At 49.1% G+C, this 24430-nt stretch carries 27 protein-coding genes; 11 read left to right on the forward strand and 16 right to left on the reverse strand.

The annotated features are described in order from the left end of the window. Positions 1-40 precede the first annotated feature (40 nt). From C7452_RS08720 to rnz, 4 genes are read right to left on the reverse strand one after another with little or no spacing between them, the layout of a single operon-like run. On the reverse strand, positions 41-1120 hold the full coding sequence (locus C7452_RS08720; RefSeq protein WP_115892865.1) for a roadblock/LC7 domain-containing protein: 1080 nt from the start codon (positions 1118-1120) through the stop codon (positions 41-43). A gap of 30 nt (positions 1121-1150) precedes the next feature. Then, complete coding sequence (locus C7452_RS08725; RefSeq protein ID WP_115892866.1) at positions 1151-1750, reverse strand: class E sortase; 600 nt, start codon at positions 1748-1750, stop codon at positions 1151-1153. Further along, positions 1751-2497 (reverse strand): mechanosensitive ion channel family protein, encoded by a 747-nt coding sequence (locus C7452_RS08730; protein WP_115892867.1) that lies wholly within the window; start codon positions 2495-2497, stop codon positions 1751-1753. Positions 2498-2525: 28 nt separating this feature from the next. Next, positions 2526-3446, reverse strand: a complete 921-nt coding sequence (gene rnz, locus C7452_RS08735; RefSeq protein ID WP_115892910.1) for a ribonuclease Z — start codon at positions 3444-3446, stop codon at positions 2526-2528. A gap of 95 nt (positions 3447-3541) precedes the next feature. Here rnz and nadC point away from each other — a divergent pair, with 95 nt between their 5' ends. Further along, a complete protein-coding gene (gene nadC, locus C7452_RS08740) occupies positions 3542-4381 on the forward strand; it encodes a carboxylating nicotinate-nucleotide diphosphorylase (RefSeq protein WP_115892868.1) in 840 nt (279 codons plus the stop codon). A 139-nt stretch (positions 4382-4520) separates the two neighbouring features. Continuing rightward, the gene (locus C7452_RS08745; RefSeq protein ID WP_048061151.1) at positions 4521-4913 is read left to right on the forward strand and encodes a hypothetical protein; all 393 of its coding nucleotides are present in this window, start codon (positions 4521-4523) and stop codon (positions 4911-4913) included. On the opposite strand, the gene C7452_RS08750 is transcribed toward C7452_RS08745, so the two are convergent. From C7452_RS08750 to C7452_RS08760, 3 genes are read right to left on the reverse strand one after another with little or no spacing between them, the layout of a single operon-like run. After that, positions 4910-5500 carry a ZPR1 zinc finger domain-containing protein gene (locus C7452_RS08750; protein ID WP_115892869.1) on the reverse strand — a complete coding sequence of 197 codons (591 nt, stop codon included), beginning with the start codon at positions 5498-5500 and terminating at the stop codon, positions 4910-4912. The genes C7452_RS08745 and C7452_RS08750 overlap by 4 nt on opposite strands. A 32-nt stretch (positions 5501-5532) precedes the next feature. Next, entirely contained in the window at positions 5533-6498 is a 966-nt protein-coding gene (locus C7452_RS08755) for a 3H domain-containing protein (protein WP_115892870.1), read from the reverse strand. A gap of 28 nt (positions 6499-6526) precedes the next feature. Then, positions 6527-6874: a roadblock/LC7 domain-containing protein gene (locus tag C7452_RS08760; protein WP_010877438.1), complete on the reverse strand. Its 348-nt coding sequence runs from the start codon at positions 6872-6874 to the stop codon at positions 6527-6529. A 128-nt stretch (positions 6875-7002) separates the two neighbouring features. Here C7452_RS08760 and C7452_RS08765 point away from each other — a divergent pair, with 128 nt between their 5' ends. The 5 genes from C7452_RS08765 to C7452_RS08785 all read left to right on the forward strand — a co-directional run bounded on the left by C7452_RS08765 (position 7003) and on the right by C7452_RS08785 (position 11320). Continuing rightward, positions 7003-8055 (forward strand): DUF1611 domain-containing protein, encoded by a 1053-nt coding sequence (locus C7452_RS08765; protein ID WP_115892871.1) that lies wholly within the window; start codon positions 7003-7005, stop codon positions 8053-8055. Further along, positions 8056-8415 carry a cell division protein SepF gene (gene sepF / locus C7452_RS08770; protein ID WP_115892872.1) on the forward strand — a complete coding sequence of 120 codons (360 nt, stop codon included), beginning with the start codon at positions 8056-8058 and terminating at the stop codon, positions 8413-8415. It abuts the gene before it with no gap. An 8-nt stretch (positions 8416-8423) separates the two neighbouring features. Further along, entirely contained in the window at positions 8424-9524 is a 1101-nt protein-coding gene (locus tag C7452_RS08775; RefSeq protein WP_170130339.1) for a DUF2226 domain-containing protein, read from the forward strand. Between the two features lie 159 nt (positions 9525-9683). Next, entirely contained in the window at positions 9684-10463 is a 780-nt protein-coding gene (gene minD, locus C7452_RS08780; protein ID WP_115892874.1) for a septum site-determining protein MinD, read from the forward strand. 23 nt (positions 10464-10486) lie between these two features. Beyond that, a complete protein-coding gene (locus C7452_RS08785) occupies positions 10487-11320 on the forward strand; it encodes a carbohydrate kinase family protein (protein WP_245942920.1) in 834 nt (277 codons plus the stop codon). Between the two features lie 21 nt (positions 11321-11341). On the opposite strand, the gene C7452_RS08790 is transcribed toward C7452_RS08785, so the two are convergent. Next, positions 11342-12100 (reverse strand): TatD family hydrolase, encoded by a 759-nt coding sequence (locus C7452_RS08790; protein ID WP_048061154.1) that lies wholly within the window; start codon positions 12098-12100, stop codon positions 11342-11344. 77 nt (positions 12101-12177) lie between these two features. On the opposite strand from C7452_RS08790, the gene C7452_RS08795 reads away from it, so the two are divergent. Then, complete coding sequence (locus tag C7452_RS08795; protein WP_115892876.1) at positions 12178-13032, forward strand: helix-turn-helix transcriptional regulator; 855 nt, start codon at positions 12178-12180, stop codon at positions 13030-13032. Positions 13033-13093: 61 nt separating this feature from the next. Here the strand turns inward: C7452_RS08795 and C7452_RS09255 are convergent, their stop codons facing one another. Then, the gene (locus C7452_RS09255) at positions 13094-13225 is read right to left on the reverse strand and encodes a hypothetical protein (RefSeq protein ID WP_269899848.1); all 132 of its coding nucleotides are present in this window, start codon (positions 13223-13225) and stop codon (positions 13094-13096) included. Here C7452_RS09255 and C7452_RS08800 point away from each other — a divergent pair. Next, a complete protein-coding gene (locus C7452_RS08800; RefSeq protein ID WP_245942921.1) occupies positions 13164-13931 on the forward strand; it encodes a helix-turn-helix transcriptional regulator in 768 nt (255 codons plus the stop codon). The two genes, C7452_RS09255 and C7452_RS08800, sit on opposite strands and share 62 nt — an antisense overlap. Before the next feature lies 1 nt (position 13932). Here the strand turns inward: C7452_RS08800 and glyS are convergent, their stop codons facing one another. The 5 genes from glyS to tfrB form a co-directional block, all read right to left on the reverse strand. Then, the gene (gene glyS / locus C7452_RS08805) at positions 13933-15621 is read right to left on the reverse strand and encodes a glycine--tRNA ligase (protein WP_115892878.1); all 1689 of its coding nucleotides are present in this window, start codon (positions 15619-15621) and stop codon (positions 13933-13935) included. 15 nt (positions 15622-15636) lie between these two features. Next, a complete protein-coding gene (gene dcd, locus C7452_RS08810; RefSeq protein WP_048061156.1) occupies positions 15637-16230 on the reverse strand; it encodes a dCTP deaminase in 594 nt (197 codons plus the stop codon). A gap of 16 nt (positions 16231-16246) precedes the next feature. Continuing rightward, the gene (locus C7452_RS08815; RefSeq protein WP_115892879.1) at positions 16247-17344 is read right to left on the reverse strand and encodes a DUF1512 domain-containing protein; all 1098 of its coding nucleotides are present in this window, start codon (positions 17342-17344) and stop codon (positions 16247-16249) included. Positions 17345-17414: 70 nt separating this feature from the next. After that, a complete protein-coding gene (locus tag C7452_RS08820) occupies positions 17415-18137 on the reverse strand; it encodes a TrmJ/YjtD family RNA methyltransferase (RefSeq protein WP_115892880.1) in 723 nt (240 codons plus the stop codon). A gap of 13 nt (positions 18138-18150) precedes the next feature. Beyond that, a complete protein-coding gene (tfrB, locus tag C7452_RS08825) occupies positions 18151-19617 on the reverse strand; it encodes a fumarate reductase (CoM/CoB) subunit TfrB (protein ID WP_115892881.1) in 1467 nt (488 codons plus the stop codon). A gap of 523 nt (positions 19618-20140) precedes the next feature. On the opposite strand from tfrB, the gene iorA reads away from it, so the two are divergent. After that, entirely contained in the window at positions 20141-21997 is a 1857-nt protein-coding gene (iorA, locus tag C7452_RS08830; protein ID WP_115892882.1) for an indolepyruvate ferredoxin oxidoreductase subunit alpha, read from the forward strand. Continuing rightward, entirely contained in the window at positions 21994-22584 is a 591-nt protein-coding gene (iorB, locus tag C7452_RS08835; RefSeq protein ID WP_115892883.1) for an indolepyruvate ferredoxin oxidoreductase subunit beta, read from the forward strand. The genes iorA and iorB overlap by 4 nt, the downstream gene beginning before the upstream one ends. A 47-nt stretch (positions 22585-22631) precedes the next feature. Here iorB and C7452_RS08840 read toward each other — a convergent pair whose 3' ends face one another. Both C7452_RS08840 and C7452_RS08845 read right to left on the reverse strand, forming a co-directional pair. Then, entirely contained in the window at positions 22632-23063 is a 432-nt protein-coding gene (locus C7452_RS08840) for an ACT domain-containing protein (RefSeq protein WP_010877456.1), read from the reverse strand. Between the two features lie 50 nt (positions 23064-23113). Next, positions 23114-24415, reverse strand: a complete 1302-nt coding sequence (locus C7452_RS08845) for a phenylacetate--CoA ligase (protein ID WP_115892884.1) — start codon at positions 24413-24415, stop codon at positions 23114-23116. Positions 24416-24430 lie beyond the last annotated feature (15 nt).

Below are 24430 nucleotides of genomic sequence, written 5' to 3' on the forward strand. Positions count from 1 at the left end.
ATCTTTTATGAAGGTTTTCTGTGGTCCCTCTTTTAGGAGATCATTCCTCCCATATCTTCCTCAGCTCCGGGTGAATGGTCCTGGTTATTCCAAGTGCATCCATGACATCACTGTAGGTCCTGTGGATCCTGGTGAACTCGGGCCTTATCATCCCCCTGAACGCATCATACCCCATAACACGACCATAATTTTCTGTTATGGCTGTGATTATCCTCTCGAAGTCTTTCTTAATCTTCTCGAGACTGTGACCTGAGCCCTCTATGTTCTCTCTTAGCCTTCTGAAGTCGAGGGATGCGCTTCCCAGTACCTTCACGTCTCTGAGTGTTTCAGGGCATTCACTGTAGGGAAGGGACTTTCTGAGCATCCCACCTGCCGGGGCAACCCCCATTATCTTGCTGGCCCCGATTGACATTGCAAGGAGTACGTTCTCGTAGATTGTGAGGGCGGTTTCAATCTGCCCCTCAGGGTCACCAGGGACCTCAAGGGGCCTCAGTTCGGGTAGTGAGAGTGGAGGTTTGACCTCTGGTATTCCGGGTGATTCCATGGGTTCACGGTCACCCTCATCAGCCACTGATTCGCCCTCAGGGGGTCTGACGACCATTCCAGCTTCATCATCCATGGCATCAGATCCAGCGGAATCTGCAGGAGCCTCAGATTCTAGCAAAGGCGTATCAGATACATCTGAGTCCTTAACCTCGCTGATTTCGGGCTTTCCTCTAACAGCAGTGTATTCTGGTTCTGTAACTGTAGCTTCATCCCTATCAGGGGCCATGGCCGTCTTCAGGGAAGCCAGTTCACTGGCCATATCAGGTTCTGAGAGTTTGCGCATGGTCTTCCTTGCAAGAAGAATAATCCTCCCGAGATTGGATCTCCTGTCAGCCATTACGAGTAACTGGTGTCTGTCGTTCAGGAGCACCATCTTCCCGCCAGGGAACTCCATCACGGCGGACCTGTATTCCCCCTGCCCTGCCCGGTTTATGAGTTTACCTGAGGCATCGGCCATCACCTGCGCCATTGATCCAACGTCCCTGCTGAATGATCCGGCACCGTAGAGGATCTCCCCTGACCTGTCGGTTATGATAACCCCCTCGACACCATCAATTTCCAGGATTTCGCCCACTATCTCTTCAATTATTCTAAAACCCCCGCTTTAGATGTTCTCCTTCTTTACAAGTTTGCAGTGTGTTATCCACGCAGCCTTCTTCTGGCCGGGGGGATAACATGTTATGAGCATTAGCCTTGCATCCCCGCTCTGGGAAAACCTCACAGGGTTTGTTTTGTAGTCCCACCTTATATCATCACCATTGGATGTCACAGCGTATATGTAGCGGATGGAGGATGATGCATCCTCTATGATTACCCGGTCACCCTTCCTCAGCGCTCCGATCTTTCTGAAGGGTCCTGAGTAGGTTGTCCTGTGTCCGAGGACTCCACACTCCCCACTAGATCCTGGCATAACGCTTTCAGGATAGTGGTATACTGATTCATAGGCATTTACGGTGTCCTCCCTTATCCAGCACTTCACCCCTATACTGGGTATGATGAGCCTTCCAATGACAGGGTCACCGGAGCCGGCGCTGCTGCTGGGGACAGGGTCAAATAGCTCCCTGGGAGCATTCTTGTAATTCTCAAGGTGGGCCCTTGATCTTTCAAGGGCCTTGTAGTCCTCGAATCCCTTTATTATGATACCTGAACTTAGCATGATGAAAAAAAAGCATATGAGGGGTGCGTAGAGTCTTGTTTTCTTCATTTATGACCCTTCTCTGTATTTCCTCAGGATTTTTTTCACATGACCTGCAATGACGGACCTGTATTTTGTCACCCTGTCAGGGTCAGGGATCCAGGCAGTTACCTTGGCGCTGATGCCAGTATCAGTGAATTCCAGTATGATCAGTCCGGGTTCAGGGTCCTTCAGTATCCCGGGAACCCTCATGAGGATGTCCTTCACATCGGATTCAAATTTCTCCAGGTCGATGTCATAGTCAAGGTTGACCCTCAGTTCAACCCTCCTCCGGTCCTCAGCACTGTAATTTACATAGGCTGTTTTTGAGAAGGTGGAGTTTGGAACCGTCACCAGTCCGGCCTCTGGAGTTTCTATCGTCGTTGTCCTGAATCCAACTCTCCTGACCCTGCCCCGCTGGCCGGCAACTTCGATGGTGTCACCCACCCGGAAGCTCTTATCTGCAAGGATGAACATCCCGGATATGAAGTTGGATATGATGTCCCTTGATGCAAAACCCACTGAAACACCTGCTATTCCCAGGCTAACGGTTATCGCAGTTATGTCCATGCCGAGTTCCCGCAGCACTATGCTTGCTGCGATGAAATAAACACCGTACTTTATTATGTCATTGATGACCTGTATGAGGGTGAGGTCAAGTTCCCATTTTCTGGCTGACTTCCTGAGGAAGTAGGATGTCCACTTAACAAGGAGGACAGCCACCATCACGGTTACAGTTATTATTAGAATGGTTTCAATTGTCGGGAGTGGGATCATCAGCCTTTACCTCCCTCTGGAGATTGTTTCAATTGTCAGGATTGGAGTCATCAGCCTTTACCTCCAGTGTCATCAAGTCATCTGCAACCTCAGTCCTGGGGAAAACCTCCCTGGCAGCTTCCAGAATAACCTCGGTGCGCTTGTACCGTGTGCTGAGGTGTGTGAGGATCAGTCTCTTCACCCCTGCGGATCTTGCAACTTCTGCAGCTTCCCTGGCGGTGGAGTGTCCGCTTTCAGCGGCCTTGTCCTCACTACCGGCCTCAAGAGTTGATTCATGTATAAGGAGATCCGCACCCTCTGCAAGTCTTATAACAGACTCACAGGGGCGGGTATCCCCAGAGTAACATATCTTCAGGCCCTTCCTGGGGCTTCCAAGAACCTCCTCAGGCATTATTACCCTGTCACCGACCGTCACGGGTATGCCTCTGTGTAGTTTCCCAAAGGCCGGGCCCGGTTTGAGTCCCAGTGCAATGGCCTTTTCTCTGAGGAACCTGGGCCTTTTCTTTTCCTCGAAGCAGTATGCGAGGTTGAATACTGAGTGGGAGGCCGGGGCTGAGGTGACACGGTAGTCATCCTCTTCAACAACAGTACCACCCCTCACCTCCTGGACGTTGATATCGAAGTCAAGGGTGAAGTAGCCCATCTTCATTATGCATTCATGCAGTCCCTGGATCCCTGGCGGACCATAGATCTCCAGTGGTTCCTCACGACCCCTGAAACCCATGGACTGTATCATCCCGGGTATTCCGAGTATGTGGTCCCCGTGGAGGTGTGTTATGAATATCCTTGTAACCTTCATGGGACTGATTCCTGCAAGGGCCATCTGCCGCTGGGTTCCCTCACCGCAGTCAAAGAGGAATACCTCACCGGGTATGCGGAGGGCTATGGAGCTGTGGTTTCTGTTTTTTGATGGGACCGCTGATGATGTGCCGAGGAATGTAACTTCCATCATATCACTCTTTCATAAATGTTCTTCTTTCGCATATCTCCCTGCTGGACATAAGATTTATAATTCTTCCATTTATATTAATTTAGGGGATCTTTATGATTGATATTATCAGGGAGATGATCAGGGCCGATGTGGGATTTGAGGATATAACAACCGAGGCACTCATTGACAGGGGAACCAGGGTTGTGGCGGATATCGTTTCCAGGGAAGAGGGAGTTGTTGCAGGTGTTGACGTTGCCGAGATGATGGCCCGGGAGTTCTCCATATCCCTCATCAGGTGGAAAGATGATGGTGATCCCATAAGTGGCGGTGAGAGGGTTCTAACCCTTGAAGGGGATGCCAGAGATATCCTTATGGTTGAGAGGACCATGCTGAATCTCATGATGAAGATGAGCGGTATAGCAACCCTGACGCGGAGCATGCTTCAGAGGGCGAGGGCGGTAAATGATGGTATAAGGATAGCAGCCACAAGGAAAACAACGCCGGGTCTTCAGTGGTTTGAGAAACAGGCTGTGAGGATTGGTGGTGGCGACACCCACCGCTTCAGGCTTGATGACTGTGCAATGATCAAGGACAATCACATAGCCATTGTGGGCAACATTGAGGATGCGGTGAGGCGTGTGAGGGATCATGTGAGTTTCACAAAGAAGGTTGAGGTTGAGGTTGAGAGTCCTGATGATGCAGTCCGGGCGGCTGAGGCCGGAGCTGATATAGTACTCCTTGATAACATGTCACCTGAGACAATCCGAAATACACTGGAGGAACTTGAAAGGCGCGGGCTCCGGGATAATGTCATAGTGGAGGCATCAGGGGGCATCAAACCGGATAATATTGAACTTTATGCTTCTACCGGCGTTGACGTGATATCCATGGGTTTCATAACAGCTTCAGCTCATCCAGTTGACCTCAGCCTTGAACTAAGGGGACTAAAATGAGTTTTAATTCTGGTGATTGGAACCATCAATCTACTTAATTTGATACCGTCCACTTAACATTATAATTGATGGTTTCTTCAATTATATGGAATACATTTATATACCTTGACATAGATATAGTCCCATGGAGGTTGAAATTATGGAAAATGAAGAGTTTCAGAATAATAATGCTGATGTCACTGAAACTGAAGAGGAAACTGAAGAATTACCCTTTGCAAAGGCAGAGGTTGTCAGACTGATGAAACAGCACCTTGACAGCGATAAGATGATACGTGAGAGAGTCAAGGTTGAGATGAACAAGTTCCTCGGTGAGATCCTTGAAAAGGTCTGCACCCAGCTGAACCAGTACCCCTATGCAACAGTGGAATATGAAATGCTTAAGGAGTGCATATATCCCTACAAGAACATTGAAAGGATCAACCAGGAGAAGGAACGCCTCCTGGCCCACCTTGAGGCAATAAAGGCGGACTGTGATTCCATGGCCATGGATATCCAGCGCACACTTAAACTCAGGGACGTGGATGAGGATTAATCCTCATCATCATTCCCTTCTGATTCAAAAACAAGGAATCCCGTTTTCAGAGACCTTATTTCATCCTCTGAAAGTTTTTCCTTCAGGGCCAGGGGGTGACCCACAAAGCTCTGACCGAAGGGGTCCTCTATTATCACTGTAACTTTTCTGACACCTTCACGAACTTCATGGAGCATTTCCAGAATCTTTGAGGCCTTTTCCTTTGATTCATCATCCTCAAACAGGTTCAGGGCGGTTTTAAGCGCGGTTTCAAATCTTTCAACAACGCCCTCTATGTTGGAGATGTAACCCGCTGACCTGGGACCTGGCTCGACCTTGAGTCCAAGTTCAGGTATCCTGATGGTTGCTGATTGTGACTTAACGACCCTTGCGTTGAGGGTATCCTCCCCTGCCTCGATGATGTACCTGGAGGGTTCCTTCTGTTCGAGGCATATGATGTCGGTGCTCCTGTAGTTGCACCTTTCACAGATTAGTACTGACTCCATTATCTCTCCAAAGTAGGGAATCTTTTCAACCCTTGTTACTGCAGTCATGCACCGTTCTCCACCGCAGACCGGACAGTCAATTTTCATATCCTGCTGATTCACACTGTCACCCCTTGATGTTACTGGATTTACTTTCAGTCCCCATCCTCATCATGGTAGACCAGTCCACTCTCTTCCAGTTCCCTGAGTATCTCCTGAAGAGTTTCGGGATCTGGAGCACATATTCTGTGGCTGTGAACATTATTCGATAGTGTGTAGAGCCTTTCAAGATCTCTTTTCCTCTTGGGACTCTCATTTAATCTTTTAACAAATCTTTCAGCTTCAGCCGGATCATATACGTTCACTTCACGTTTGAGGGGCTGCGAGAACCCAGGTATCGGGTAGGAGACATCAACAATCCTGCCACCATGTCTCTTTATTATTATGTCAATCACATCACCCAGCCTTTCAACTGGGTGCTGGAGGGTCACCTCGGTGCAGTTCTCCCTTATGAAGGAGAGCATCCTCCTGATTGTACAGTTTATATCATCATTGTTGATAACCGGGACACCATGTTCCCTCGCATTCCTGACAAGGTAATCATGGATTACGCGGTTCTCCCGGAAGTATTCAAGGTGTTTACCACCTCTCTTAATCTCCATGGCCCTCTTGACGAAGCGTTCCTTATGAACATTCTCCTCGGCCGCCAGAACAAAAAAATGAATTGAAGCATTTTCACTGAACTTTTCCGTGTTTATGAGTCCGGGGAGGAGGTGGACGCCCTCTATAACAACGTCATCAGAATCTGCAACAGCCCTCTCTATGACCTTCTCAATGGCGGGAATTACGAAAGAGGCATGGTCCTCAAAGCCAGCGCATATCAGTGACTCCATACTATTTCCCTGAAAGCGCTCCTTGTCCCTGAGTGCTGTGTAGGCATCAAAGGATGATCTGTGAAGTGTAGGCGCATAATCTGGCCCGATGATACCCCTGACTATCTCCCTTATAAAATCTGTTTCTATGAGGTGCTTTATGCTCAGTTCCTTTGCAAGTTCAGATGCCACCGTGGACTTCCCTATACCTGAGGCACTTCCAATGAGTATAACGTAGGGCTTTCTCAATTTATACTCCCCAAAACTAAAATAAAGATTATGTCAGGAGGTCCTTCACGCGTTCAGCGCTTCTCCTCATCTCTATACGTATAAGTCCAAGATTTATATCAACATCAGTTATGAGTACAAGTATTCCCTCCCCTGCATCTATCATGAGAGTTTTACCCCTGGTACCCTCAATCATGACCTGTTCAAGGGGCTCGTGTTTTATCTCCTCGGCTGACCTCTCGGCGGTACCGAACACTGCTGAAGCCATTGCAGCAACCAGTTCCCCATCGATATCAGATGGCACCTCACTCTCAATTACCAGACCATCCTTACCAACAACAAGGGAACCGTTTACCCCATTGATCCTACCTAAATCTTTAAGTATTCTTGCTATCATACTATGCCTCCATAAACAGAGTATTCCACCTAAAATATATATGCTTTAAGCATTTATTAATTAAATGAGTATGACTAACTAATTAACAGTTTCTATTTGATTCCAGCAAGTATTAAAGGAGTGATTATTTGCACACATTATCTTCTGTGGAGGAACTCAGGGAGCTGAATCCATTCATAGTAATAGGCTGTGGTGGTGGCGGAGAAAAATTCGCAAACTTTGCGGGTGTTGAGGCGGTAGGATTTGTGGATGACGACCCCAGGAAACATGGAACTGAATTTTGCGGATTTAAGGTATCATCAAGCCTTCTTGACCTTATAAAGGAGACAGACGCCCGTAGCGTTGCCATCATGCTCCCCATAGGTGCCGAGGGCACAGCCCTCAAGTATGCTGTCCAGGCAATAAATGAGGGCAAAAACGTTGTCACCTCCTTCAGATCACTCCCCCTATCAGAGAACACTTCACTCATTAAATTCGCTGAAAGGATGAATGTGACCATAAAGGAGATAAGCCCCAGGCTCGATAACATACGGAGGATATTTGGAGTAGCCCCTTCACGCTGCACAGAGGTGCTCCCCAAGATAAATTACAGGCATAAGGCACCGCTTGTATTTGTTGGTGGAACCTCACAGGAGTGCGGTAAGCGTACAACCACAAGGCTGCTGGGAAAGGAGGCCATTGAGAGGGGCCTCGAGGTTGGCGTGATATCAACCGATGAAATGGGTCTGGAACAGCCAGTGGACATAAACTTCCGTGCAGGCAGTCTTTCGGTGATGGATGTTGCAGCGGCCATCATGGGGTCAGTCAGGTACCTTGAGGAGGAAAAGAACCCTGACATCATATTCATAGAGGGGCAGTCCAGTCTGACTGAAAGGGGTAACCCCCATCCCAGGGGCTTATCAGCTTCGATACTCATAGGTTCAATGCCAGATGCCACAGTGCTCTGTCACAGACCAAACCATCCCTACAGAAAACCTCGAGGAATAAAAGAGGAGATAAGGGCCATAGAGGCACTCGAGCCAACTAAGGTTATAGGCATTTCCTTAAATTTAAGAAACATTAATGACAGATCAATAATGGAGGAATATGAAAAACGTTTCGGGCTTCCTGTTGTCGATGTTAAAAACGGGGGGGCATCAAGATTGATGGACGTCATCACGGAATACATAGGGGAGATTTAGTTGAGGGACATTCTGGAAATGCTGAAAAAAAGTGTCGGACTGGACGAGGAAGTAAGGGAATCCGAGGAGACAGAGACGATAATAGTGCCGGAACATTCATTCTATGAGATAATCCTCCTCAAGGCAGGATCCTTGGGGGATGTGGAGGACGCACTTTCCCAGGTTATCGAGGAGAAAAATCCGGTTATACTTGACTTAACCGAAATTCAGAGGGATAATCCTGAAGACTTCACAGCCGTCGGTGAACGCATAAAGGATCTGAGGGAGAACCACGGAGCTGAGGCTATACTGATCTGCAATAAGGAGAAGAATGTTGTTATAATAACTCCAAGGGAAATCAAACTCATCAGGAAGGGGTAGTGAACGTAATGGAGCTTCCAATCACCAAACCATCAAAGATATCCTACGGTGATGAAATAGACTTCACGGAACTTCTTGAAAGACTCGCCAGGGATGAATACAACGGCTTCATAAGGGTTACGCATGCATCGGATGAGGGTTACATCCTTTTCAGGGACGGATCACATGTCGCAGCATCCTACGGACGTTTCATGAAGGGGGAAGCTCTTGATAGGATAATGGAGGTGGCTGATAAAACAGACACCCTGATAGAACTGTTTGACCTTAAAAGGTCACAGCTGGACTATCTCATGGATATAAACAAGATCTACAGAATCGAAGAGACTGCGGCTGAGATAACTGAAATGCCCGAGGTTGAGGAGGAGTCCTACTTCAACCCCAAGGAGGCAAGCTACAGGCAGCCAGTAACCCCCCGGGAACCTGTAACTGAAAATGAGGAAGATGTTAAGGTCAGTGAAGTGGCTCCTGATTCAACAGGAGATGTTTCTGGCGAGGCTGATCAGGGAGTGACTTCAGGTATGGATGTGGAGGTTGAGGGTGATGAAGGAACATCTGAATTAACAGATGATAGTTCTGAGGAGACCTCTCAGGAGGAAGCAACGGTAACAGAATATACTGAAGTTCCACAGGCTTCTGAAGTTTCTTTCACTGAGGGCACCGTCCAGGAATCTGAAGATGAGTCTGAAGAGACCCGGAAACCCCTCAGCAGGGATGAACTCATGAAAAAATATGGTCTCAAGGATATCGGTGAAGAAGAGGTTGAAAGGGTTCTTGAGACATACAAAGGAGGTGCAATTACAGATATAGACCCTGAGAGGGTTGAACTCACCCTGATGAATAAGATAAAGATGTCAATACTTGGAATACCCAAAATAAAGGGTGCTGAGGTCATAGTATTCCTTGACAACGCCTATGACCTCAGTGGGAAGATAAAGATAATGGTTGAACATGAGGGTAAGGGACTGTTCTCAAGGATAATGGGGGACTCCAAGGAGGAGGACAAACTCAAGTTCCACATAATGGACATCGTCGAGATGGAGCTCAGGAAGACCTTCAGGGATTTCCCTGAGATTGTGGATAACTTTGAGGTGAGTATTGAGATACGCTGATCAGATAAGGTCAACTGTTGCCTGGATCGGGATATCCTGTCCAGAACTAACAACATTTTTATACCGGACTTGCATGTCTTCAAAGTAGGGTAATGAAAAAGGCGACGCGTGTAACAATATTTATATCGGAATGACTGATTATTATCTGGAGGTATTGGAATGACAAGAGTGATTACAGTTGCATCCGGTAAGGGAGGTGTGGGGAAGACAACCATCACTGCAAACCTGGGTGTTGCGCTCTCAACCTACGGTGAAAGGGTTGTCGTACTTGACGCTGATATAGCAATGGCAAACCTTGAATTAATCCTTGGGATGGAGGGAAAATCCGTTACACTGCATGATGTCCTTGCAGGTAATGCTTCAATCGAGGACGCTGTTTATGAGGGACCAAACGGTGTAAGGGTCGTCCCGGCAGGTATATCCCTTGAGGGTCTGAGGAATGTCAAGCTGGACCGTCTGGAGGATGCCCTGGCCTACCTTATAGAGGATACTGATATACTACTCATAGACGCCCCTGCAGGGCTTGAAAAGGACGCTGTAGCAGCCCTTGCAGCTGCAGATGAACTTCTGCTTGTCACAACACCTGAGGTGCCATCAATAAGCGATGCCCTCAAGACAAAGATTGTTGCAAGTAAACTGGATATAAACATAATAGGTGTTGTTATAAACCGTGAACAGTACGATAAAACCTTCCTGAGTGTTGAGGAGGTTGAAACAATACTCGAGGTCCCTGTAATTGCAGTTATACCGGACGACCCCGAGGTAAGCCGCGCAGCCGCCTTTGGCGAGCCGATAGTCATTAAGAATCCAAAGTCACCGGCAAGTAACGCCCTCATGAAGCTTGCAGCAGACCTCATTGGCGAGGAATACCAGCCAATTGAGCCTGACAAGCAGGGAGTTATTGCGAAACTCATAAGCGGTTTAATGGGGCGGAGATGATCACCCCCCGGTGATTTATTTTGATGCGTGTTGTCAGTGTCGGGACCTGTAACATGGACTTTATCTTCAGGGTGCAGGATTTTGTTGAACCTGACTCTGAGATGTACATAGATGATATCCACATCCTTCCAGGGGGTTCCGCCCTCAACTTCGCTGTCTGGATCTCAGCCCTTGGTTTCAGTTCAGGCATCGTGGCTGCCACCGGCGGAGACATGTACGGAGAAATAATAAGAGCCAGACTGGAATCAGAGGGTGTATCCACAGGGTGTCTTTCCGTGGTTGAAAAACCTACAGGCATGGCCTTCATATCAGTTGATGGCTCAGGCAGAAGGTCAATATATTCATATATGGGGGCCAATGCAGAACTTGAGATCGGAACACCTGAGGGGCGGTGTATCAGGGCTGCAGATGCTGTCCATCTTAGTGGCTGCTACGTTGAAGTTGCACAGAGGGTTGCTGAAATCAGGAAGATTTACTTCAGTCCAGGCCGCCTTCTGGCAGGCTATGGCCTCGATGTCCTTGAACCGGTACTCAGGAAAACGGAGGTCCTGTTTCTGAATGATGATGAACTTGAGATTCTCACGGGGTCCCGTAAATCAGGGATTTCCAGGTTACTGGGTGTCGGTGTTGATAATGTTGTTGTAACCCATGGACCAGGGGGCGCGTCCTTCTTCTCAGCTGACCATTCCCTGGAGATGAAGGTTGAGGATGCTGGAGCCATCGACACAACCGGTGCAGGCGATGCCTTTGCAGCAGGTTTCATGTCAGAATGGCTCAGGGAATATGAGCCATTAGAATGTCTCAGGGGAGGTCACAGGGCAGCCCTTAAGGTGATTTCAAGGTTTGGAGCTTTTTAATGGGTTTTTTTGAGTTCCGGATTAGTTAATTTTGATGAGGTCTCTGATGTTATCCCGGGACACCCTCCTTATCTCTCTTCTCCCGAAGCCCTCCATCCTCATCCGGTGAACTGTCCTTGGAACAGAAAGGGGATCTGATGGTGCAGAGCTCATGTCACTGTTTATGACAAATCTTTCGGTCCCGTATTCCCTGAGAATTTCTACTGCTTCAGCAGGAGTGAGCTTCTCCGGCTGCACGGTGAGGCCAAGAATACATTCAGTTTCAATCAGATGAGGGAGCACATCCATGTTAACATGCTCAATCACGGCCCTCCTCTCATCAATGTTCTCTCCAACAAGATCCACTATCAGTGGGGTTATCTCGGCCTTTCTGGTGCGGGGTGTGTGCACAATTACAGGGAATCCCAGCTCATCTGCCATCTGCATCTGCTCTATGAAGACCTCTTTTTCAATTTCTGACCCCGAGTCAAGGCCTATTTCACCCACAGCAACAACAGATGAATCCTTAAGGAGAGCTGGAAGTTCTTCAAGGACCCTCCCATGATCAGGGGGTATGGCCCTCGGGTGCATCCCCAGTGCCAGGTGCAGTCTGAGGCCTTTACGGGAGGCCCTCCCCGGCTCAACCATGAGAACTCTCCTGAGGTGTGCAAGGATTACATCTGCTGATAGGGCCTCAAGAGGGTCATGGGCACATGCGATGGCTTCTTCAACACCACTCACAGCCATCAACTCAAAATCCTCGATGGGTCTAGTATCTGCATGTATATGACTGTCTATCAGTTCAACTCCTCCCTTTTCATTCTATCAAAATATTTAACCCTGAAGGATATAAGTGTAGTGAGAGGAGTGGTGTATGCATGCATGGCGAGATACTCACTGATGTATATGAATATCTTTATGATGACCTTCAGTTCATCCTTAAATCAGCGGCAAGATTCAGGATAATAGCTTCTCTTCTGGAATCACCGAAAACCTTTGATGAGATAAGGGGGGATGTTAGGGTCAGCCTGCCAGCACTCTACAGTAACCTAAGGCTGCTTATGGATGAGGGTTCAGTCCGGTTGAGGGGGGACCGTTACAGCCTCACCCCGGAGATGAAACTCATGGGACTCTCCGCACTGAAGCTGTTTGATTCTGTGAGGGTTATAAATGGCCTTGAGGATATATGGCTTGACCATGATATAAGCGGGATCCCTCAGGAACTCCTTGAGGATATTGACTGGCTCATCAATTCAGAACTCATAGTGGCATCACCTGCAGATATATACAGGCCCCATAACACATACAGGGAACTCATAAGGGGCTCCAGTGAGATATACGGTGTTTCACCCATCTCCCACAGGGATCTCATCGATATATATGAGGGGTTCCTTGAGGAGGGTGTACCCATCGAACTCGTTCTGAGTGACGGTGTTATAAGGGAAATGGTTTTAAATGCAAGCTTCAGTCTTTTAAGGACATCCATTAAAAACAGAAACCTGAGGGTAAGACGTTTTGAAGGTGCTCTGAGGATTGCCTTCACAGTAACCGATAAGTTCCTGTCACTGGGCCTCTTTGATAGGAACGGGTTTTATGACCAGAACAGGGATATCATGAGCACCGATGCCAGGGCCATTGAGTGGGGCCTCCGGCTTTATGAGCACTACCGTGAAAGATCAGAAAAGCTTGGACTCAGGAACCTTACGAAGATAATGCTTTCAACAGGGAACTAGCTGATCTGGAGGGAACCGGAATGAAATTTAAACTGTTATCACCACGTGATGAAGGTGATTTTCAGAATCTCCTTGCTGACATCAGATTTCTGGCCGGCTCACGGGTCAGGTCAAAGATTATATTTGCACTGATGGACGGTGAAAGGTCCATTTCTGATATCAGGAGGAGTATGATGGCTCCAGATTCAACCATAACCCATTCCTTAATGGAATTAGAATCAAAAAAGCTGGTTGAGAGGAGTCAGGATTCCTGCAGATTGACTTCAAAGGGGAAACTTATGGGTGCGGTCCTTTCGAGGTTCATAGCTTCACTGGATGCAGTCAGACTTCACAGGGACTTCTGGAATGAACACTCAATAGGGGTCATACCCCTGGAATTTCTGATGAAGATAAATGTATTCAGGGACGCCTACACCCTTGAAGCCAGCCCGGGTAAACTTGAGGAGCCGTATGCAACCTATCTGGAGATGCTGGATAACTCCACCCACCTCAGGGCAATGCTCTCGGTGTGCCTGCCCCGACACACAGATGCCATAGGCCGTTTCCTTGAGATCGGGGGAGCAGCTGAAGTCATACTCACACCTGATAGCTGTCCTGTGTTTCTAAGGGAATCGGCAGGTATGAATCTGAAGGAAGCAATGGATTCTGGTCTTCTCAGGATCGGAATCCTTGAGGAGAAACAGGAAATATCATATATTGTCTCTGACACCTTTTTTGCGATGAGCCTCAGGAGGGAGGGAGGATCTGACCCATCAAGTACAAGGGTCATAATGGGTCACGGTGATGAACTCCTGCGGTGGGGTAACGAGCTCTTTGATTATCACTGGAGCCTCTCCACGGGTCTGGACAGTGAAATGCTGGATGTTAATGTGGATGAGGTGGTCCCGGCAGAGGAATGATTTATCCTCTGAGTTTTTCAAGTGTGGGGACCAGTTCCTCAATCTTAACCCGTACCTGACTGCAGTCATCACGGTTTCGAAGGGTCACTGTACCATCCTCAAGGGTCTCATGATCCACCGTAACTGCAAATGGGACACCTATCTCATCTGCACGGGCATATCTCCTTCCTATTGTTCCTGATGAATCAAATTCTGCAATAAAACCTGACCTTCTGAGGTTTCTCTCTATCTCAAGGGCGGTCATCACCATCTCCTCCCGATTCACCAGTGGAAGGACAGTCACCTCAACCGGTGCAACATGGGGTGGGAGACGGAAGTAGGTCCTCTCCCCATCATCCACAAGGGAGTGCAGTAGTAGCGTGTAGATTATACGGTCAATACCAAAGGAGGGCTCTATGACGTGGGGATACACCTTCCTGCCAGTCACAACCTCCTCAACATCCTCAAAACTTACATCATCAGGGAGTATCTCGAATTCACCCTCAAGGATGAACCTTCCCTCTTCATCGAGGGCCTTCTCTATTTCATCCACATCAACCTCACTGAGGGCACTGGCTATCCTGGCGGCATCCTTACGGAATTTTGGGCCAAGTTTGCCCATGTCTGGCTTCACGGCACGTTTCCTAATTCTCCTTGGCTCATCATATTCTATGAAAACCCTGAGATCCTCCCCGCTGTGCTGGCTATGGGACCTGAGATCATAGTCGGTCCTGTCAGCTATCCCTATGATCTCTATCCAGCCGTAGGAATCTGTAAATGCCTCGACGTCCCAGCAGTCAATTGCATAGTGTGCCATTTCAGATGGAAGGTGCTGCCTGAACCTCAGGGCATCCTCGGGGATACCTATATCCATCAGGAACCTTTTTGCGAGGCATAGATGGTATGTAAGGACTTCACTTGAAATCACACCTGCTTCAAGGGCCTCAGAGGCTGTCATATCCACAGTTCCGGAGTCCTCCATCTGTCTACTGGCAGGGTACAGTCTGAGGATGTCCTCCTTAACCTCCTCAAAGTCGGGGTGTGTCTTGTCTTCAGGGTCCACGAATATCTCTGCCTCTGCCTGTGTGAATTCACGGAGCCTTATAACTCCCTGTCTGGGGGATATCTCGTTACGGTAGGATTTACCAAGCTGGACAACGCCAAAGGGCAGGCGGTTCCTGAAGAATCTCAGGAGCCTCTTGAAGGGTATGAATATGCCCTGGGCTGTTTCAGGCCTCAGATAACCTGTCTTCTTACCCCTGGCCCCTATCAGGGTCTGAAACATGAGGTTGTAGCTCCATACATGGGTTAAGTGGCCTCCACACCTGGGACACCTTATCCCCTCATCTGATATAATCTCTGTGAGTTCCTGGTTCTCAAGACCCTCAACGTCGCGTCCGGTGGCGTCCTCAATGATGTGATCGGCACGGTAGACATCCATACACTCCTTGCACTGGGTCATGGGGTCATTGAAGTGGTCAACGTGTCCAGATGCCTTGAGGGCCTCCTCAGGCATTATTGTGGGGGATTCTATCTCATAAAAACCCTCCCTCACAACATAGAATTCACGCCAGCGGTTCATTATCTTGTTCTTGAGTGTTGCCCCCAGTGGACCGTAGTCCACAAAACCTGCAACACCTGAGTAAATTTCAAATGAAGACCAGAGGAAACCTCTTTTCCTTGCAACTGTCATGGTTCTTTCATGGTTCACATTAATCACTCCCTTCTACAGTCTGGAGTTTCTTATCTCATAGTCATCCTTTATTCTGCTTGTCTGGGGCCTTGTCTGGCCGATGTACTTGCTGTCACGTGAGGGGTGCCCGTAGGGTCGCTCTGCTGGAGACGTCATTGTCTCGAATACTATCTGGCACACCCTCTGTCTGGGGTAGAGTGCAACTGGCATCTTACCTATATTGGATATTTCAAGGGTTATCCTTCCATGGAAACCGGGGTCTATGTACCCTGCTGTGACATGCATGGTTATACCAAGCCTCCCGATGGATGAACGACCCTCAACCCTGGCAACAAGGTCCTCAGGCAGGGCTATGTATTCGTGGGTTGTTGCAAGGGCGAATTCACCGGGATGTATTATGAAGGGTCCGTCCTCAACATGGAATGTCTCCATATAGGACTCTATATCTGAGGGGTCCTTGGGGTCTATGCAGGGTTTCCTTATAACCCGGAACCCCTTAAATTCATTACCTATCCTGAGATCAACCGATGATGGCTGTATCTGTCTTTCAGGGTCATCAAGGGGGTCTATGGTGATGAGGCCCTCCTCGATGTACCTCTTTATGTCACGGTCACTGAGTATCGCCATTAAAAACATCTCCTCTCTAATCTCTGCCATTATCCTCCTTCTTAACCTTGATTTCATCGGGGTTTTCCACGGAGTCAGGGATGCCGCTGCTGTTACCGGTACCCACTATGAGGATGGAGTCTGCATCGGATTCAGAGACGATCCCCTTTATCTGTTCAAGGGCCACCCTGCAGCCCTCCAGGACATCCTCTGGCATCTGACTCATTGCCTCCTCAGGGGACATCTTTATTATGATGGAGTGGGTTCTATGTTCCAGCACCATGTTCTCTATGAACCACTTCTCAACACCGGACCCGCCGATGGCCACACCCATACCGCAGGCCACAGCCCCGGTCTTCTCGCCCTCAAGCTTTGCAGCAGCATCAACCATTATTATCTCATCAAACTCATCGCGGGTAAGGATTTCCTCCATGGCCTTTATCATCATCCCGAGCCTTGAACCGGGACCTCTGGGCCTCAGAATACCAACTTCCTTCCCCATAAACCTCTTTTTAACATAGACCATTTCATGCAGGTGCTCCCTCTGGTCCCTGTTCTCTATCAGCATCCCTGCAGTGAGGGGACCTGCACCATCACCTATGGGAAGGCAGCGTGATATGGCCCTGCAGCCGTCCATGTAGGCCCTGGCGGTTCGCATGATCAGCTCAAGATTCATCTGGAGTGCCACAAGGATCTGAAGGTTCCCGGTTTTCCTTGCAAGTTCAAGGTTGTGCCTGAGGAATTTGAGTATCCCCCTCATTCCTGCAGCAACCCTGATGCACATGATGATGGAGGCCCTCCTTTCGGTATCAGCAGCGGGTGGAAACCTTTCAACAAGTTTCTGGAGCCTCAGATCACCCATCTCAAGGAGCCGGCGGTACCTATCTGCCAGCCCTGCTGGATCAATATCTGATGGCGGGATTATGAAGAATTCAAGGTAATCCTCAAGGGTCCTGGGGTCCTCAGGCTCTGCAAGTTCTGCCAGGATTTTCATGGCATCACCCTCCATATCCTCGAGCTCGGCTATGGCCCCCTCAATGGCTGAGAAGATCCTCATCCTGACAATTGCAGGTAGGAGTATGATGAGGAGGATGAATGCAGCCATCCCAAGGATATCAAGGATACTGAAGGGCACAGAGAACCACCATCAACCTTTCATCCGGTTCTTTATTCTCAGGGATACTGAAGGGCACAGAGAATCACCATCAACCTTTCATCCGGTTCTTTATTCTCCTGAGGACTCCCTTGAGCGTGTGGGCCTCCCTTGCGGTTATGAAGGCCCTTCCGGTGATGTTCCTGAACACCCTCGAGGCCACCCTCTGCTTATGTTCCGGGATGTCAATCAGCGAGAGTATCTCATCCATTTCCTCCAGGAGAAGACTCTTTTCCATGGCAGAGGCCTCTTCAAGGCCCTCACATCTGAATTCCCTATCTCTGAACAGCTCATAGAATATTATGGCTGCAGCATGTGTTATATTCATTATCGGATACTCCTCTGAGGTCGGTACACTCACAACCATGTCGCAGAGACCTATCTCCTCATTGGAAAGACCGTCACCCTCGCGCCCGAATAGTATGAAGGTCCCTGAGGAGGGCCTGATAGCATCTGCAAGCTGTGATGGTCTGAGGGGGATCCTGTCCACGTTGTAACTGCCACCAGGAACGCCGGTGGTCCCCACAAGGAAGTCAGGCTCCAGGGAATCTATCATCTCATGAAGGTCCCGATAAATCAGGGCACCCTCCACGATGTCCCTTGCATGCATTGCCTGATAGTAGGCTTCATCCTCGAGTTCACAGGGGTTTATGAGGATCAGGGTCCTCAGACCAAAATTCTTCATTGCCCTTGCCAGGAACCCGATATTTCCAGGGGTTTCAGGTTCGACGAAGACAACGCTGATATTTTCTGCCAGCATTTCCAGGGCTTCCATGTCTCTCAACCCTTTAATCGGAATAGGCAAGGTCCAGGAGTTCAAGTATGTTCATGACCCTGACTTTTTCCAGGCCCGCAAGGTCAAGGGAGTCCCTGATATGGAGCTGACAGAAGGGGCATATTGTTACAACAGCGTCAACATCGAGTTCACGTATCATATCTGCCTTCTTCCTGCCGAGGGCCTCTGCTATCTCTGGCTTACCTGACTTCACTCCACCACCGGATCCACAGCACTGATCAGGTTTCTCCATTTCAACGAATTCGAGGCCTGGTATCTTCCTCAGGATCTTCCTAGGTTCGAATTCAACTCCCTGGCCCCGTTTGAGGTGGCAGGGGTCATGGTAGGTCACCCTCATATTCACTGGCTTCATTTTGATGGTGTCGATTCTGTCTGCAAGGAATTCACTTATATCAAGGACGTTCAGCTTAACACCGTAGCGTGGATAGTCCTTTTTCAGGGTAGCGCCGCAGCCAGCACAGACGGTTATTATGGTATCATAGTCCCTGAGGGCCCTCCTGTTCTTCTCAACAAGGTCCTCAACTATGTCGACCTGCCCGGTTCTTATCATGGGTGATCCGCAGCAAACCTGTCCCTCCGGGACGTCAACATCAAAGCCGTGCTCCCTGAGAACCCTGAGGAGTGCCATTCCAACCTCTGGCATCCTGTAATCCACCAGGCAGCCGGTGAAGAAACCTATCCGTGACCCGGGGTTTTTGCCGACTGATTCAATGAAACCATCCTTTATCCTGTCAACGGATCTTCCTGTTTCTGAGATAAGTTTTTTGATTCTCCTGTGGGCATCGAGGGGCCCGGAACCCTCCCTGCACGCCATTGCCCTCAGTTTTTCAATGGCATCACCGGGCACATTGAGTTCCTTGGGGCAGACCTCTGCACACTTACCGCAGGTTGTACAGCAGTACAGTCCTTTATCCACGCCCTCCTGTGCCCTGTCGCCAGTGTCACGGGGGTCGAAGGCGAATTTGGACAGGTACCTCATGAAGTAGGGCCCGGCGTACTCTGAACTCTCCTTTATAACGGGGCAGGAGCTTATACAGGAGAAGCATTCAATACATCCCCTGAGCTTCTTGGAGTCCAGGTAATCCTCTGGTCTGATCCTCTGGATTCCCTCAGAGGATGCCTGGAGATATAACTGCATTGACTTTACCTTCTCCTCTATTTCTCCACGATCGACCATGAGGTCCTTTATAACGGGGAGGTCGATGGGTTCTATGATGGCACCATCCTCCACCTCAGCGCGGCATGCCAGCACAACTTCTCCATTCATCTTAACAGCACATGAACCGCACTGCCCTGCCCTGCAGGAGCTTCTGAATGCAATATTGGCTCCGTGAATTTTATTTATTAGTTGAAGGGCGTCAAGGACCTTCATGTTCTCCTTTGAGGGTATTTCATAACTTTCAAGGTGTGGTTTCTCATCTACACCCGGCTCAAATCTTAAAACCCTGATATTTATCATTTCCATCTCCATGCTGACTCATATGAAAAACTTCAGAATGAACTGAATTTTAATTGTTTATCAACACATATTAAGGTTTGTGATTTTAACTGATAATCTTTTAAACAATACAGACATATGTATTCTGGAAGTGCTCCGGGACCGGCGCGTCCTGCTGAGTGGTATCTTCATAGTGTTATCAGAAGTTCAGCACTCAACATAAAATCAAACACCGGAGTCCATCAACAGTTAAAGAGATATTGTGAAGAATATCATATGGGTTCCTCAGATTTGGCTGGATCAGCTGAGGATATTGTGAAGAATATCATATGGGTTCCTCAGATTTGGCTGGATCAGCTGAGGATATTGTGAAGAATATCATATGGGTTCCTCAGATTTGGCTGGATCAGCTGAGGATATTGTGAAGAATATCATATGGGTTCCTCAGATTTGGCTGGATCAGCTGAGGATATTGTGAAGAATATCATATGGGTTCCTCAGATTTGGCTGGATCAGCTTTATATACCATCATCAAGGTGATTTAATGGAACTGGAGGATATACTTAACGCCAGAGAGGGCGATAAACTGTTCTTACTTGGCAACGAGGCTGCTGTGAGGGCAGCGATAGAGTCAGGGGTGGGGGTTGCAAGCACCTACCCTGGAACACCATCATCGGAGATAGGCAATGTGCTCTCAGGGATCGCAAAGAGGGCAGGAATGTACTTTGAATTCTCTGTGAATGAAAAGGTGGCCCTGGAGGTTGCTGCAGCTGCAGCTGCCTCAGGTGTCAGATCATTCACCTTCATGAAACACGTCGGCCTTAACGTGGCCTCTGACTCCTTCATGAGCACAGCCTACACCGGTGTGAGGGCTGGCATGGTGGTTCTCACAGCCGACGACCCATCCATGTTCTCTTCCCAGAACGAGCAGGACAACAGACACTACGCCCGCCTCGCATGCGTCCCTCTCCTGGAACCATCAGATCCCCAGGAGGTACTGGAATTCATGAACCATGCCTTTGAACTATCAGAGGATTACGGCCTGCCGGTCCTCCTGAGGACAACAACCAGGGTATCCCACATGAGGGGAGTGGTTGAGGTGGGCAGCAGGATGCGTGAACCTTCAGAGGGGTTCTTCAGGAGGGACCCGGAACGATTTGTACCGGTACCTGCCACCGCGAGGGTGATGCACAGGAAACTTGTTGATAAGATGAAGGAACTGAGGATACGTGCAGATGAATCAGAACTCAACAGAGTATTCAATGGGGGCAGTGATTCAGAACTTGGGGTAGTGGCCTCAGGCGGGGCCTTCAACTATGTATACGATGCTCTTGAATCCCTTGGTCTTGAATTACCGGTACTCAAACTTGGATTCACGTATCCATTCCCTGCAGGACTTGTGGAGGAGTTCCTCTCAGGCCTTAAACGTGTCCTGGTTGTTGAGGAGGTTGACCCCATAATGGAGAGGGAGGTCCTTGCAGTAGCGGGATCCGCCCGCCTGGACCTTGATGTCCATGGAAAACTTGATGGCACACTCCCTGAGATATACGAGTACAATGAGGACATACTCAGAAAAGCCATATCAGGGCTTACAGGCGCACCATCAGTTGAAAGGGAATGTGATGTCCCGGATATACCTGAAAGACCTCCTTCACTCTGTCCGGGATGTCCGCACAGGGCTTTCTATTACGCCGTGAGGAGGGCTGCTGATGAACTGGAACTCTCAGGGGATGAGATCATATTCCCGACAGATATAGGGTGTTACACCCTTGGAATAGAGCCTCCATACTCTGCAGCAGATTACCTCCTGAGCATGGGATCCAGCATAGGAACCTCCTGTGGATTCTCAGCCGCGACCACCCAGAGGATAGTCTCCTTCATAGGTGACTCCACATTCTTCCATGCAGGCATACCCCCACTCATAAATGCTGTGCACAACAAGCAGAGATTTGTGCTGGTTGTCCTCGATAACAGGACAACGGCCATGACGGGTGGTCAGCCACACCCGGGCCTGCCTGTAGATGGGATGGGTGATGAGGCCCCTGAGATCTCCATTGAGGAAATAGTGAGGGCCTCTGGAGTGGAATTTGTGGAGACGGTGAACCCCATGAACATAAAAAGAACATCAGAAACAGTTAAACGGGCCCTGGAACATGAATCCGTGGCTGTGGTGATCTCAAAGTATCCTTGCATGCTCTCCTCTGGAGCGGTCCGCGGGAGGCCAATGGCTGTTGATGGGGAGAAATGTGATCTCTGTCTGGAATGCATCAGGGACCTTGCCTGCCCTGCGATGGTGACCCGTGAGGGGGAGGTGTTCATAGACCCTCTAAAGTGCAGGGGATGCAGTGTATGCCTCCAGATATGTCCCGCAGGAGCAATAAAACCGGAGGGAAAAGGATGAACTACAATATTTACGTCTGTGGCGTGGGCGGCCAGGGCATAATAAAGACCTCGGTCATAATCGGTGAGGCTGCAATGAAAAAGGACATCAACGTCGTTATGAGTGAAATACACGGGATGGCCCAGAGGGGAGGGTCAGTCTCAACTGAGATAAGGATTGGTGAAGTTCATGGATCCATCATCCCTGATGGAGAAGCCGATCTTGTGCTGGCCTTCGAACCACTTGAGGCCATCAGGGCCCTTCCAAAGATGTCTGAAGAATCAGAGGTCATCCTGAACACGTCAGTGATACCACCCTTCAACCTCATGAGGAGCCCGCACCCCTACCCGCCACTTGATGAGATCATGTCAACCCTTGAGGAGAGGGCAGGGAGTGTCAGGGGATTCAATGCAGAGGAAATTGCCCTGAAGGCAGGTCACATACTCTCCCTAAACATGGTGATGCTTGGAGCTGCAGCAGCCACCCGGGGATTCCCTCTCGAATCGGAGTCACTGATCAGTTCCATGAGGGATAACCTGCCATCCAGACTGATTGATGTGAATCTGAAGGCATTCAGGAATGGATTCGAGGCTGCAGCTGAGTCCTGAGATGCTGTTAGAATGAGTGTCAGTGTCTGATGCTTCTGAGAGGGGTTTTAGAGGATGAGGATGTCATCCGAGGACAGGACGGGTATACCTGCATCCTCAAGGGCCCTTATGCCCTCATCCACATCCTCTGTCCTTATGACCACAACGGCCTTCTCACCCTTCTTCTCAACGAAGGCATAGATGTATTCAACATTTATGTCATGGTCTGTGAGGACTCCAAGTATTCCATCAAGGCCGCCTGGTTCATCCGGGACCTCCACGGCTATCACATCGTTGACCCTAACAACGAAGTTTCTCTCCTCAAGGGCCCTCCTGGCCAGTTCAGGGTCGGAGACTATCATCCTGAGTATTCCGAACTCGGATGTGTCTGCAATTGAAAGTGCCCTGATGTTGATGCCTGCCTCTGAGAGGGCGTGGATGGCATTCTTCAATCTCCCCTTTCTGTTCTCAAGGAATACAGATATCTGTTTCAGTTTCATTCAAAACACCTCTTAGCCTTCATTCAATCCATTAACCCTTTCTCAGGTCTTCAGTCAAATTTCCTCTTATCTATGACCCTGATGGCCTTACCCTCACTCCTGGGAAGACTTCCTGGCTCCACGAGTGTCACATTAACCCTGAGGCCTATCTCACTGTGTATATGCTTCTCTATCATCCTCTTGGCCTCTTCAACGTGTTTAACCTCATCTGAGAAGAGCTCGGGGGATGCCTCCACCTGGACCTCAAGTTCATCAAGGAACTCTGGCCTTGTTACAACTATCTGGTAGTGGGGTTCCAGTCCCTTTATCTTGAGGAGGGCCCTCTCTATCTGTGACGGGAACACTATAACGCCACGGATCTTGAGCATATCGTCGCTTCTACCTGTTATCCTGTCCATCCTTACAAGGGTGCGGCCGCATCCACATTCACCATCTCTGAGGGCTGTTATATCCTTGGTCCTGAACCTAAGGACTGGCATGCCCTCCCTTGTGAGTGTTGTAAGGACGAGTTCCCCCTTTGTTCCATTGGGGAGTTTCTCCCCGGTTTTGGGGTCTATTATCTCGGGGTAGAAGTGGTCCTCTGCAATGTGGAGTCCCTTCTTCTCTGTGCACTCCATCGCGACTCCAGGACCTATTATCTCTGTGAGGCCGTAGATGTTAAGGGCTGTGAGGCCCAGCCTGGCCTCTATGGTTTCCCTCATCTCTTCGGTCCACATCTCTGCACCGAATATCCCTGATTTCAGGTTCAGTTCACCGATATCCACACCCTCCTTCTCAAGGACCTCTGCAAGGTAGAGTGCATAGGATGGTGTGCATGTTATCACTGTGGTGCCAAAGTCCTGCATTATCTCAATCTGGCGCTTTGTGTTACCTGCTGAGATGGGGATCACCGTGGCCCCGATTTTCTGGCCCCCGTAGTGCACACCCAGACCTCCTGTGAAGAGTCCGTAGCCGTAGCAGTTCTGTATGCGGTCCTTCCTGGTGGCCATGCCCATTGTCAGGGCCCTTGCCATCACCTCAGACCATATTTCAAGGTCCCTGCTGGTGTAACCTGATACAACGGGTTTACCTGTTGTCCCTGATGATGTATGCACCTCCACTATCTCCTCGTCAGGTACCGCGAACATGCCGAAGGGGTAGGCCTCCCTGAGGTCATTCTTTGTGGTGAATGGTAGCTTCTCTATGTCATCAAGGGTTTCTATATCCTCGGGGAATACTCCTGCATCTTTCAGACGCTTATTGTAGTAGGGCACGTTTTCGTAGGCTCTTTTGACTGTATTCTGGAGCCTCCTGAGCTGTAATTCCTGTTTTTCTTCCTGACTCATACATTCGGCTTCAGGGTTCCATATCATTTCGATCTCCTTCGA

It is taken from the genome of Methanothermobacter defluvii (assembly GCF_003385755.1).
Lineage (GTDB): Archaea > Methanobacteriota > Methanobacteria > Methanobacteriales > Methanothermobacteraceae > Methanothermobacter > Methanothermobacter thermautotrophicus.